14 protein-coding genes are annotated in these 12,434 nt (G+C 50.1%); 13 read left to right on the plus strand and 1 reads right to left on the minus strand.

The window, feature by feature from the left end:
• Positions 1-144: 144 nt before the first annotated feature.
• The gene (locus AN477_RS24770) at positions 145-297 is read right to left on the minus strand and encodes a hypothetical protein (protein WP_157062077.1); all 153 of its coding nucleotides are present in this window, start codon (positions 295-297) and stop codon (positions 145-147) included.
• A 104-nt stretch (positions 298-401) separates the two neighbouring features.
• On the opposite strand from AN477_RS24770, the gene AN477_RS19475 reads away from it, so the two are divergent.
• The 13 genes from AN477_RS19475 to AN477_RS19535 all read left to right on the plus strand — a co-directional run bounded on the left by AN477_RS19475 (position 402) and on the right by AN477_RS19535 (position 12,426).
• Positions 402-926 (plus strand): hypothetical protein, encoded by a 525-nt coding sequence (locus tag AN477_RS19475; RefSeq protein ID WP_054970857.1) that lies wholly within the window; start codon positions 402-404, stop codon positions 924-926.
• A gap of 192 nt (positions 927-1,118) precedes the next feature.
• Positions 1,119-2,204 (plus strand): universal stress protein, encoded by a 1,086-nt coding sequence (locus tag AN477_RS25565; RefSeq protein WP_054970858.1) that lies wholly within the window; start codon positions 1,119-1,121, stop codon positions 2,202-2,204.
• 27 nt (positions 2,205-2,231) lie between these two features.
• The gene (locus AN477_RS25570; protein WP_054970859.1) at positions 2,232-3,362 is read left to right on the plus strand and encodes a universal stress protein; all 1,131 of its coding nucleotides are present in this window, start codon (positions 2,232-2,234) and stop codon (positions 3,360-3,362) included.
• 87 nt (positions 3,363-3,449) lie between these two features.
• Positions 3,450-3,974, plus strand: a complete 525-nt coding sequence (locus tag AN477_RS19490) for a CBO0543 family protein (RefSeq protein WP_054970860.1) — start codon at positions 3,450-3,452, stop codon at positions 3,972-3,974.
• Positions 3,974-4,420 carry a CBO0543 family protein gene (locus AN477_RS19495; RefSeq protein WP_054970861.1) on the plus strand — a complete coding sequence of 149 codons (447 nt, stop codon included), beginning with the start codon at positions 3,974-3,976 and terminating at the stop codon, positions 4,418-4,420. The genes AN477_RS19490 and AN477_RS19495 overlap by 1 nt, the downstream gene beginning before the upstream one ends.
• A gap of 76 nt (positions 4,421-4,496) precedes the next feature.
• Complete coding sequence (locus tag AN477_RS19500) at positions 4,497-4,853, plus strand: hypothetical protein (RefSeq protein WP_054970862.1); 357 nt, start codon at positions 4,497-4,499, stop codon at positions 4,851-4,853.
• A gap of 114 nt (positions 4,854-4,967) precedes the next feature.
• A complete protein-coding gene (gene trhO, locus AN477_RS19505; protein ID WP_054970863.1) occupies positions 4,968-5,876 on the plus strand; it encodes an oxygen-dependent tRNA uridine(34) hydroxylase TrhO in 909 nt (302 codons plus the stop codon).
• A gap of 616 nt (positions 5,877-6,492) precedes the next feature.
• Entirely contained in the window at positions 6,493-6,897 is a 405-nt protein-coding gene (locus AN477_RS19510; protein ID WP_054970864.1) for a hypothetical protein, read from the plus strand.
• Between the two features lie 83 nt (positions 6,898-6,980).
• Complete coding sequence (locus AN477_RS19515; RefSeq protein ID WP_211266038.1) at positions 6,981-7,718, plus strand: sulfite exporter TauE/SafE family protein; 738 nt, start codon at positions 6,981-6,983, stop codon at positions 7,716-7,718.
• Positions 7,706-10,141 carry a heavy metal translocating P-type ATPase gene (locus AN477_RS19520; RefSeq protein ID WP_054970865.1) on the plus strand — a complete coding sequence of 812 codons (2,436 nt, stop codon included), beginning with the start codon at positions 7,706-7,708 and terminating at the stop codon, positions 10,139-10,141. Before AN477_RS19515 ends, AN477_RS19520 begins: the two co-directional genes overlap by 13 nt.
• Positions 10,142-10,330: 189 nt before the next feature.
• Positions 10,331-11,116 carry a cytochrome c oxidase assembly protein gene (locus AN477_RS19525; protein ID WP_054970866.1) on the plus strand — a complete coding sequence of 262 codons (786 nt, stop codon included), beginning with the start codon at positions 10,331-10,333 and terminating at the stop codon, positions 11,114-11,116.
• 86 nt (positions 11,117-11,202) lie between these two features.
• A complete protein-coding gene (locus AN477_RS19530; RefSeq protein ID WP_054970867.1) occupies positions 11,203-11,742 on the plus strand; it encodes a sulfocyanin-like copper-binding protein in 540 nt (179 codons plus the stop codon).
• A 48-nt stretch (positions 11,743-11,790) separates the two neighbouring features.
• Positions 11,791-12,426 (plus strand): cupredoxin domain-containing protein, encoded by a 636-nt coding sequence (locus tag AN477_RS19535; protein WP_054970868.1) that lies wholly within the window; start codon positions 11,791-11,793, stop codon positions 12,424-12,426.
• Positions 12,427-12,434 lie beyond the last annotated feature (8 nt).

Here is a 12,434-nt window from a genome sequence, read left to right on the forward strand (position 1 = left end):
CCGAGAGTCCATGGCAAAACTCACCGGTACCGACGAACAGCAATTGCTGGCGCCAACGTCAGTGTTGCATAAATAGCCGACACTAAGGGGTTGCACTCAAATTTACACCACTTGACGGGACACTACCCCTGGCATGGTCGACTTTCACACCTCTAAAATACGCTGGTTTGCAGCCTTATGGACGTATAACCAGGGAGAACGCCGTCCCATCGCGTACTGGTTTTCCGACACAGAAGACGAATCCTGCTTATACTGGCGGCGCTCTCCGTGGTTTGACAATTGCACCTTATTGTTCACGCCGCACCCCATCCTGCAGGTTTACGAGAAGGTAAAAAAGATGCAGTCCTCTGCAACGCAGTCCCCAACGGAGAACTTATAAATCAGAGTAGGTGAATTCGATTGTGAGCGTTGTTGAGAAAGATTTTTTTGGCGCCATACCGAACTGCTTAGACCTCTCCTCCTTGTCGTACAAATGGTTCGGCTGTGCTTGGACTGAACAACAATCAAGGACGGTGATTACAGGGTATTGGTTTGGTGATTCTCAAAGTGCTGTTGAAACGACAGCAATGAAGGCTGGCAAGTTGGCGAATGTAATTCGCGCACGGGAATCCGACGTACAAGTCATGCATTCTGAAATTCTTAAAGCACAGCGACAGCAAGATTGGGACAACAGATCGCGGTTGCCCCTCAGAGTGATACTTCAGAAACCTTGGAGAAACGCTTCGGTGGGGTGGTATATCATTCGGTCAAGAGAAGAATATCCGAATTACGTCTCTGCGGTCCACAAGGAGAGGTTCTCTGTATGGGTAGAACACGTTTCAGTATGTGAGAACGATGGAGACCTTGAAAAATTTGTAAACCAGGTAAATGATACGCACCACATTCGACTTAACTTCCTGGATGGTTCATTCCGAACGAACCGGTAGTCCCTTTAGGGGACGACCCCTATTTCTTCGCTTCTCTCCCTTTCCCCACACCATACACACCACCATAGTTTAGGCCAGTTATAACCCTCATGGGTGCGCTTGACCAGCTTGACAGAGGCCCCACTGCGCGCGATGATTCAACAAAGATGACACTTGGACAAAGATACTTGGAAGCTCTGGTGGTGGTGCAGGGTGGCGGGGAAACTTAAGATTTTTATTGGGGCGGCCCCAGGGGTTGGAAAGACCTACACCATGCTGCGGGAGGCTCAAGACCTTCAACGTCAGGGGACTGACGTGGTCATTGGTTATGTTGACGCATATGGTCGTCCCGATACAGAAACACAAATTACAGGACTAGAGCTCGTGCCAAGGAGACAAATCAATTTTCAGGGTCGAACGTTTGAAGAAGTAGACGTGGAGGCAATTGTTAAGCGGCAGCCCGACATGGTTATAATTGATGAGTTGGCACATACGAACGCTCCTGGTTCGCAATTCCCAAAACGCTATATGGACGTCGAGTTCATTCTTGATCACGGTATTGGAGTGCTCACAACAGTCAACGTGCAGCATCTGGAGAACGCTCATGCGGAGGCGGAGCGGATTACCGGGGTAAAGGTTCGGGAGATCATCCCGGATGAGTTTATCAAAAGGGCGGAACAAGTCGAGGTTGTCGATGTCACCCCGGAAACGCTCCGTCAGCGGTTGCGTGATGGAAGTATTTATCCACATGACAAGGTGAAGCAAGCCCTGAACAACTTCTTTCGCATGTCCAATTTGGCTCCGCTTCGGGAACTCGCACTCCGAGAAGTTGCAGAGGATGTCGACGAACGGTTGCAGCAATCGTTTGACCGGCGGAAGATTCCCGGCCCGGTTGGTGCGAAGGAGAACATTTTAGTTTGTGTGAGCTACGTGGATCGTGCCAACAAGTTGATTGAAAAGGCAAGCAAAGTTGCAGCGAGAATGAAAGCAGAGCTCATTGTACTGACAGTCAACCCGCGTTCCCCTGATCAGTTCACGCATAAAGACAAGGAACGCATTCAGGGGTTAAAGGAACTTTCAGGGCAGTATGATGGGCGATTTGTTGTTGAGTATTTAAACGATCGAAAACTTCCACAGATCATCATTGCAGTGGCAGAGCGGGAGAATGTCACCCAAATCGTGATCGGCCAGCCTTCAAAAGAACGAAAATGGCGGCGGATTGTGAAGGATAGTCCGGTGCGTTATCTCCTTCGAAACTTGAAGTACGTCGACTTGCGAATCGTAGGATGGCGAGATTAGGTCGTGTATAAAGATGGTGGCAAGAACATGAGCATTCAACACCAACGGGGCGGCGCAGCGTCTTTGAGGCGTGGGAGGTTGACCATCTACGTGGGTGCAGCTCCTGGCGTTGGGAAGACGTACAAAATGTTGCAAGACGCAAATGACTGGAAGCGAAAAGGCACCGATGTAGTGATTGGGCTCATTGAGACCCACGGACGTGGGGAAACTGCAAGGCAGGTTGCAGATTTGGAGTCCGTTTCACTCCGAACTGTCACTTTTGAGGGACATGAGTACCAGGAATTGAACGTCGATGGAATTCTTCAGAGGAGTCCCCATACCGTTCTCATTGATGAACTCGCTCACACGAACGTACCCGGTTGTGAACGGACAAAACGATATGAGGACATTGATTACATTTTGGATCATGGAATCAATGTGGTCACCGCCGTAAACATTCAGCACCTTGAGAGTTTGCACGACAAAGTGGAGCACATCACGGGCGTTAAGGTTCGAGAGCGGATCCCTGACTGGTTCATGGATATGGCTGACGAGGTAAAACTGATTGACGTTACTCCGGAAACGTTGCAACTTCGCTTAACCAACGGGAAAATCTACGCCCGTGACAAAATCCAGCGTGCACTTGAGAACTTCTTTCAACCAGGGAACTTATCAGCGCTTCGAGAATTGGCACTGCTTGAGGTAGCTGACGACGTCGATCAGCGTATGGACAAAGAACGCAAGCAAACGAACGTGGAATCTTCGCTGTATGGGGATCCGAATCGAGACCGGATTTTAGTCTGCGTCAACTATCGGCCTCATTCCGAAAAGTTGATTCGCCGTGGGTGGAGAATCGCAGACCGTCTTGACGCCGAATTATACGTGCTCGTCGTGTTACCATCTGCTAAGCTCAGTGACACGGAAAAAAAGGAATTGCGACGGGTGCAAAAACTGAGCGAAGAGTTCGATGGGATTTTCATTACGACGACTGAGAAGGAAGGCGGGATTGGCGCCACCATTGTTGCTGTTGCGCAACAGTTAGACATCTCTCAAATTGTCATCGGGCAGCCGGTTATGAGCGACAGATGGCTGGACCGCATGAAGCGTACACCGGTTGACTACGTCCTGGAAAACGCTGAGTTCGTGGATCTGCACGTAGTGGCTCATACAAGGACTTAAGCACGAAGCCGCTTTTCGTCACGCTTGTCGAACATGAATCTTGGATATTGAGGCATACTTACTTCATTTCCATGGAGTAGGTGGATCATGTTCCCAATTGTGATTGGTCTTGTGTCCGTGTTGGCTGCGTGGCGATGGGGTGACTGGAGAAACTGGCGTCATTATCTGCCGACGATTCAATATTTCATTGGCGGCGATATGCTTTATAACCTGTTGTGTGAGAGATATTTACTTTGGGATTATCCACACCCTCCGAACCTATTGCCTAACCATCTGGTAACCAATCTCTTTATCATGTTTGTGATTTACCCGAGCACGATGCTGATTTATTTATACCGATATCCATACGGGAAGTCGGTTCTAAAGCAGGTCTTATACATACTCATGTGGATTGTGGCGTGGATGGCTTATGAGTTGTACATGATTACGCATGGACTATGCGTGTACCACCATGGATGGACATACGCTTGGTCTATTGGTTTTGCGTGTGTTATGGTTTCCATGCTTCGATTGCACCACACACGCCCCCTCGCGGCTTACATACTGTCGATCCCGATAACGCTGTTCCTTCTGGTGTGGTTTCATGTGCCCGTCTTGCAGGGGGTAAAGTAATGTTGTTCCTGCTTGCATCTGTTGTCGTCTTTAATGTTGCAGCGCTCTGGATTCCAAAACGACTGTCACGCCTTGAAATGTGGACAAATATATTGTTCGCAGCAGCTCTGCAATTGGTTGTCGATATGTATCTCGACGTCAAATTGCAGCTCTATGGGTACTTTAATAAAGGCGTGGACTGGGGATTCCTGATTGCAGTGTGCGGAATTTACCCTGCCGTGGGAACGATGTTTTTAAATTACTATCCGCTGCACGGTTCATTGTTAAAGCGCACGGGCTATATTCTTGGATGGACAGTGGCCTCACTGTTGTATGAGTTTGCATCGCTGAAGTCTGGATATTTTTATTACGATGGTTGGAGGATATGGTATTCTGCCATGTGCTATCCTCTGTTGCTTGGCTTACTGGTGTGGCATTTGAGATTCATCCGCCGTCTCAAACGGTGATTTCCAAAGTACTTTTTAAAGTGCTTTCCAAAGTACGAACAGCAAGAATCGACTTCATAGATACGGGTGAGAATGAATGCGATTAGAAGTACAACAATCCATCATGAACAAGGCCTTTCGAGACAACAAGGTTCCTTTTTCGCAAGAAGCGGATGCCTTTCGCTGGTCAGGTACGACAAAGGTTACAAGTAAGAACACCGGGCGGACTTACCAGGTTGAAGTCAAGTTAACTTTAAAGACAAGTGCTCGACTGGCGGACCAGATGTCTGCATGCCTCCTAAAACCGGAAGGTGTCCGAATGGAGGACTTGCTGATTGCTGGGATGATCGACCCGAAATTAAACGGATCGATTGAAATGAATGGTCTGCCTAAAGATAAGATCGAAGCCAATCTTGGCAAGTTTATTAAAAAGCTCAATAAACCCTCGGCCTAGGAGTGGCCGTCCTTTGCAAGTTTCCAGTGACCTTTTGTTGAGTCGGTGTTAAATTAGAAGTGTATTGTCCAAAACTGACCAAACCTAGAATTTTTAATAGGAGCTATCGCATATATGACTCAAACCGACTACCAAATCCTTCTGTACTATAAATACGTGCCTATTCAGGAGCCTGAAGGGTTTGCTGAAGAGCATCGTTCACTTTGCAACGAGATAGGGCTTAAGGGGCGAATTATCGTCTCCAAGGAAGGCATCAACGGAACCGTCTCCGGCACACTGGCTCAAACGGAGGCTTACATGACGGCAATGCATGAAGACGAACGTTTTTCTGATATGCCGTTTAAGGTGGATCCCTATCACGGTCATGCATTTAAAAAGCTCAGCCTGAAGGTAAAGCCGGAGTTGGTGAACTTAAAGCTTGATGAGGATATTGACCCGAATCAACTGACCGGAAAGCGTCTTGCTCCGCCTCAATTTATGGAGCAACTCGACCAAGACAACGTTGTTGTATTGGATGGCCGCAATGACTATGAGTATGACCTCGGACACTTCCGTAACGCCATTCGTCCCGACGTGAAGACGTTCCGTGAGTTTCCTGAGTGGATTCGCGAAAATCGGGAACTGTTCGAAGGCAGAAAAATTCTCACCTATTGCACGGGCGGTATTCGTTGCGAGAAGCTGTCCGGCTTGTTGATTCGCGAAGGTTTCGAAGATGTCGCGCAGTTAGATGGCGGTATTGTGACCTATGGAAAAGACCCAGAGGCGCAGGGACAGTACTTTGAGGGCAAATGCTATGTGTTTGACGAGCGGATTGGAGTCCCCATTAACCAAGTCGCGGATAAGGTCGTTGGGCAGTGCTATCATTGTGGCGAACCTGCAGACAAGTACATCAACTGCGCGTACCCGAAATGTCATCGGCAGCATCTGGTTTGCCCATCCTGTGAAGAAGAGCATGGCGGGTACTGCTCTTCAGAATGTCACACGGCCCATGATAGAAATCAGGAAGCTGTCGAAGCCATTTGATTCTGTGCTTTGAGGCTTAGCGCGCTGTAGATTTTGGCGTACAGAGCGACAAACTGAGGCTGTGCAGCATTACACGTTGAGGCTGAGCAGCGCTACAAGATGAGGCTTACCGGTACAAAGTGTAACTAAGTTTTGCAAGATAGAACTGAATTGCAAGGCATATGGGAGTGCGAATGAGCAGCTAAATTCGCACTCCCATTTTTGTTTGGTCTCCAACGAAACTTGAATTCGGCGCATTGTGGGTTCCTGAATGTGGGTTCCTGGATGTTGATTCCTGTACGCGTGCGACTACCCACGATATGTCAATGTGTATAAGTTCATGGAAATGTGCTCAGTATATGTGTGGTATTTTGTGGCTGCTTACAAGTACCAACAAATTTTCTAGACTGCAGGGGTACACGTGCCTAGCCTACCTTCAAGAAAAGCAAAACTTGCCATAACCTCCTCAATTTCCGTGTTCAAACGATGGGACAAGAATCAGGCGGTGCCAAACCGCTCTTTCAAGATGAGCTGGGTTTCAGTTGCAGCAGGACTCTTATCGCTCACTTTGTATTCGCTTTCCATTTCAGCCCCACTTAACGCACTGTGCATACAGCAAACACAACAGGGAGGGCTTTTGGCACAGGGTGTGCAATACACCTTCATCATGTTGGCTGGGATGCTCCTGGGAATGGCTGCTGGCCCGTGGTTCGAACGGCAGACATACACGATTTGGCGGGTGTTGATACATGGGAGAAAGAAGGCTGATTTTCGAAGCAGTCAGGTTCGCGTTAGTGCAACCATTCTGATCCTAAGTTCTTTGTTTAGCCTGTTGTATCTTCTGTGGTGGTTCAATCAATTCGCAGCAACACACGAGCATTTTAAAACAGATGTCATGTTTTTGGTCTATATCATGGGGGTGATATCTGGCGGTGCATGGTTTATGTTACTGCACCGCCAGACTTGGTGGGGGCTTATGCTATCCTCCGCCATGAGCATGATGGTTGTGAGCAGTGTCCTCTCGATTCACAGTTGGGTCTAATCCCCTAGGAACTGAGCCGTGTTTGGATGGGGCAGTCCCCACCAAGGTGACTATGAATTGCCTACCACAAGCGAGGTGAAGACATGTTGTTGTGGACTTTGTTGACTTGGGCACTCGGTGTTGGACTTTTACAAGGGTTTTTGCACTGCGCTGGAATGTGTGGTCCGTTCGTCATGGCTTACAGCCTGTCAGTCGGTTACGACAAGTCAAATCCAACAAGTTCTTTCCTTTCTCACGTTTGGCGAGGACACGCCCCGTACAACATCGGACGAGTCATTACATTTAGCTTGCTTGGAGCTGTCTTCGGACTTTTCGGGTCGTTTGTGGATTCTGCTGCCCATGTACGCGGTTTTCAAGCCGCTGCAGGATTTCTTGGCGGTGGACTGATGCTGTGGTGGGCAATCGATGAGTTTCGAACCCGCCATGCCGGTGCTTTTCTCGAGCAGTTCTCCATTATTCGGTTGCCTGTGATTCAACGATGGTTCAAGCGGTTAAGTGGTCATAAGCGCCCAGTGGCGTCTTTGCTCTCGGGATCCATTCTAGGCATGCATCCCTGCGGGCTCCTCTTCGCCATGTTGTTTTCTGCCGCAGCTTCGGGTTCAGCACTGCGGGGGGGCTTAATTATGCTCGCCTTTGGTGTGGGTACCATGCCGTCTCTTCTGGCAGTTGCCATTATGGGGTGGTATGGACGAAGACGGTTGCGTGGCCTTGCATTCACTTACGTCACCGCCAGTCTGATTGGATTATCGGGTGTTCTGTTCATTCTCCGAGGGCTTGCATCTAACGGCTTAGTACCGAAGGTGAACATGTGGCTGTTCTAACTTGTCATCTTTGCGAACAACAAGTCGAACATCCTGTCACCCTTTCCGGAAAGAGTTTCTGTTGTCACGGCTGCCGAGATCTGTGGCAACTCCTTGGCGAAGAACAGATCGTTGAGTTGAAAGGTCGTCCTGGCGTTGATTGGTCGATGGTTCGAACCACATCGAATCTGCCAGAAAGGACAGAAACAAACTCTGATCAGCACCGAGCACTCAACCTTCATGTAACCGGGCTGTGGTGCGCTTCTTGTGGTCTTTTGGTTGAGCACGTCGTAAATCGATTACCAGGGGTGGTTCATTCCCAAGTCAGCTGTCCATCGGAAACACTTGAGGTCTCTTTTGATCCGGTGCTCACGACGCCTTCAGAGATTTGCGAAGCTGTCTCACGTCTGGGCTACGGGGTTGCATCAAATGACAGACACGGCAGTGATGGAGAGGCGGCACGGGAAGGGTTAACGCGTAGATTTGCGATTTCTCTGACTCTGTCTCTGGTCCTGATGATGGTAAGCATCCCCATTTGGTCGGGGTACCTGCGGGAATTCCCACAGGGGGTGAAAATGCTGTTCATCTCTCTGTTAGGCTTGCTGACAACGCCGATTGTGTTTTGGGCTGGTTTTCCTTTTTTACGCGGTGCTTGGACGTCTCTGCGCCACCGCGTCCCAACCATGGATCTGCTGATTACCGTGGCTAGCCTTGCGGCTTATTTTTACAGTGTCATCGCTGCAGTGACGAACGAGCCATACGTCTATTTTGACACGTGCGGCTTCCTTGTCACGTTCTTGCTCCTTGGACGATTGCTCGAGTCGGGGACTCGAGAACGTGCACTCGCTGTGACACGAGGGCTTGCCAATCTGACCGTGAGTATGGTCAATGTTCTCCGAGCGCAAGGCGAAGAACAGATATCTGTGGAACAATTGCGAAAGCACGACTTTGTCGTAGTACGTCCTGGGGATCAAATAGCAGTAGACGGTATCATCCGCGAAGGATCGTCAGATTTGGACGAGTCGTTCATGACTGGAGAATCTCTTGGTGTAACGAAAGGTCCTGGGGATATGGTATATGCTGGAACAACCAACTATACGGGACAACTGGTCGTTGAAAATATACGGGACGTCGACGATACCGTCTTGGCACAAACGCTCCAATTGGTGCAGAGGACACTAACAGAAGGCCAGGTCTACCGGTTACTTACGGATCGACTTTTGCGAATTTTTGTGCCAGCCGTTTTCGTTGTCGCTGTTTTGACATTCTGCGTCTGGAACTGGATCACGCCTGTTACCACCGCGACCGCTGTCATGCGGGCCGTGGCAACACTGGTCATTGCGTGTCCTTGTGCACTCAGTGTTGCAGCTCCAGTTACCAGCCAGTGCGCCGTAAGTGTACTCGGAAAGGCAGGCATATTATTGCGCAGCAACGAGGCCATCGAACGTGGCTCGGGTATTGGTGTCGTCGTTTTTGACAAAACCGGGACATTGACTCAGGGGCATGTGGAACTTACGAGGTTCTATCCAGCAGATCTGACGTTGTTACAATGGGCGGCATCGGCTGAGGTTGGTTCTGAGCACCCATATGGCCGAGCAGTTGTCGCAGCTGCAAATGCAAACGGAGTCCCGCTGAAGCAGGCAAGCAACTTTCGGGCGCAACCCGGTACTGGAGTTTCTGCAACTGTAGCAGGTCATCAAATCACCGTTCAGCGTTACAGAGGCGAATCATTGCCGCCCCGCTTGGAGGCTGCGATAGCTGAATCAAATGCGGATGGCGGTAGTCTTTCCGTCTTGTGGATAGACGGGACCCCTCGCACGGTATTTTGCTTCAGGGACACGACCCGCCCTGATGCCTTGGAAACCGTGCAACAACTTCAGGAGATGGGTCTTGAGGTGCACATGGCAACGGGCGATCGCGAAGAGGCCGCACGCCATGCAGCCGAGAACACGGGCATCTTGATTTGGAGGTCCGGACTTACCCCTGTAGAAAAGGCTGACTACATCCGCGCACTTCAAGCAACTGGGCGCAAGGTCGCCTATGTCGGAGATGGTGTAAATGACGCCGCGGCTTTGCTTCAGTCCGATCTTGGTATTGCGATGGGATCCGGTACTGATATTGCTGTAAAGTCGGGTCACCTCGTATTAATGCGGACGCAATTATCCCTTATCCCGAGAGTGCTCAAAACCTGTCGGCAGGCTGTGAACGTTACACGCCAGAACCTTGCCTGGGCTGTCTCCTATAACGTGGTGGCTCTCATTGCGGCCGCCGTTGGGTTCGCTCGCCCTGCTATTGCTGCTGCTGCCATGGTGTTATCCTCGGCATTCGTGCTTGGAAATGCGCTGAGACTGCTTGGAGACCGACCACTCGCGCACCTGAAACCTCTTGGAGTGGTGCTTGGAAGCGCTGTTGTACTGTTTGTGCTTGCCTGGTATCGCATTTAGTCACGTTAAGTCGGTTTGACCGACTTATTCTCCAAGGTGGTCCAGGCTTCGGGCGAGTGAAGTCGGTTTGACCGACTTAACGTCGAAAAACACCGAGTGTAAGTGGCTGAAACCGACTTAACATCCAAAAATCATAAGGTTAAGTCGCTGTCAGCGACTTAATGTCGAAATAGCCAGGAGGAAAGTACCGTGGATGTTTGGACATTTCACTCAAACGGGTTCGTGCTGTGGCGGCCTGATGTAGCACTTTCTGTGTTACTGCAAGGTGGCAGTTACTTTGCGCTCGTGGGTCCATTGCGTCAGTACTTTACGGGTTCGATGCCAATCAACCGTCGACAGGTCATGGCTGCCTGTACGGTTTTTACTCTAATGTACCTTGCGATGGGGCCATTGAGTTTTCCAGCGGAACGTTTCCTGTTTACAGCACGGGTGCTGCAGATGCTGCTCTTGACGCAAGTCATGCCTCCACTCCTGTTCCTTGCCGTGCCGACATGGCTGTTTGAACGCATTCTGTCAGTGCGGTATCTCGGTTTCACGGTGAAGATTGGGACTCGGCCAGTTGTGGCACTTTTGGCCTATAACTTACCAGCTACCGTATTTCTTTTGCCGGCTCCCCTAGGGGCTGCGCTGTCGAATGACCTTTTACATTTTATCGTACAGTATGGGCTTATCATCACTGCAATTTTCCTCTGGTGGCCGCTGATGAGCAGCGTGCCTTCTAGACCCCGACTTGCACCAGGCGCACAGCTTATTTACTTACTTTTCGCCATGAATTTCATGATGCCGATTGTTGTGTTTTTGTTGTTTTCGCGGGTTCCTTGGTACCCCTTCTATGCAACATCCAACGCAAACATTCCCCTGCTTGCAGACCAGCAGGTAGGCGCAGCGATAATGGTCGTTGGGATGGCCACCATCTATGCGTTACGAGCCATCCGACCATTTCTGTCTCACTCCGATTTGACTTGGTATGAATAAGCCTAAAAATCCACGTCGTGGATATGCATGAAATTTTATCTCTTGCAGAAACTATACACCAAGTTGTGGATTCAGGAGGGAGAGCATTGCCTAAATCGAAGCGGCTCATGTCTATTGTGTGGACGACGGCCCTTGCAGCTGGTGTTCTGACCGGGTGCGGTGACGTCGCGAACAGTGCGCCTTCCAGCTTGATGGTTACGAACACGGCTTCACGTACTGCCGACATCTATCTCATTGCTGGCTACAACAGGAACAACGTATGGGACAACTTTAACGGTTACGCAAATGGTAACTTGAATTTCAGCGTTCCCGTGGGATATCAGGTTGCACTCCACGTTACCAACGACGGGGGAGTCCCGTACGACGTTGGTGTCTATACCAGCGACCAGCAGCTCGCATTTCCTGGTGCGGGCAACTCTATGGAAGATTACGTACAAAACCCCAGTGCAGGCATCATGCCTGGGTCCTCGACGACGTACAAGTTTGTCGCAAGTCGAGTCGGTGATTACCTTTTGGCAGACCTTTTGTATCAGTTTCCAGGACATAATCCAAGCCATTTACCACTTGGCATGTGGGGCAGGTTTCATGTGACCCAATCAGGCACTCCACATGTCTCGAGCACCTAACCAGGCTAACCAGGCTAACCAGCCTAACTATTGTGAGGAGGTGTTGCTATGTCAGATACACCTGCTTCCCGTCCAACGCCCCGACGGAATCCAGAGTGGAGTAAAACCTTGTTTGCAGTTGTATTCATCCTCGTCGTCATAGCAGCCATTGTCGCGTTGTTCTGGCAACGCCAGATTGGTGACGCGTGGTCGCGGATGTTTGGCACCGAGCGCGTTCAGACCGGGACCACCCACATAGAGCAGTATGACTATGGGTTTCATCCGAGACATATCACTTGGCGTGTCGGTGACAAGGTAACCATCTCATTACATAACGCGAGTGCGACACACTGGCACGAAATGATGATTGGCCGAGGCTTTGATGATACCCCGTATGTTGTGGGCCCCGTCCATACCCAGTTTGACCAAGACTTCTGGGACGGTGTGCATGTCACGATGAGCCATGCCTTCAAAGTCGACAACTTCGTTCCAAACAAGGCGATTGTCACCTTTGTCGGCCAGAAGCCGTTTACGACAGAAGGCGGAAACTTCAGTCCTACCCTTGAGCCGGGTGGAAGCCTGGATTTGACATTCACTGTGCCAAACAAGCCTGGTACTTGGCAATACGGCTGCTTTGTTCAGCAGTTCATGCACTATGTTGCAGGCATGCATGGCACCATCACCATCTTGCCCGCTAAGACGTGACCATCCGT

This window comes from Paenalicyclobacillus ferrooxydans (assembly GCF_001399675.1).
GTDB lineage: Bacteria > Bacillota > Bacilli > Alicyclobacillales > Alicyclobacillaceae > Alicyclobacillus_B > Alicyclobacillus_B ferrooxydans.

Coding starts and splice junctions, on each gene's coding strand:
- AN477_RS25570 (WP_054970859.1), top strand. CDS start 2,232: ATGAGCATTCAACACCAACGGGGCGGCGCAGCGTCTTTGAGGCGTGGG.
- AN477_RS19490 (WP_054970860.1), top strand. CDS start 3,450: ATGTTCCCAATTGTGATTGGTCTTGTGTCCGTGTTGGCTGCGTGGCGA.
- AN477_RS19495 (WP_054970861.1), top strand. CDS start 3,974: ATGTTGTTCCTGCTTGCATCTGTTGTCGTCTTTAATGTTGCAGCGCTC.
- AN477_RS19500 (WP_054970862.1), top strand. CDS start 4,497: ATGCGATTAGAAGTACAACAATCCATCATGAACAAGGCCTTTCGAGAC.
- trhO (WP_054970863.1), top strand. CDS start 4,968: ATGACTCAAACCGACTACCAAATCCTTCTGTACTATAAATACGTGCCT.
- AN477_RS19515 (WP_211266038.1), top strand. CDS start 6,981: ATGTTGTTGTGGACTTTGTTGACTTGGGCACTCGGTGTTGGACTTTTA.
- AN477_RS19535 (WP_054970868.1), top strand. CDS start 11,791: ATGTCAGATACACCTGCTTCCCGTCCAACGCCCCGACGGAATCCAGAG.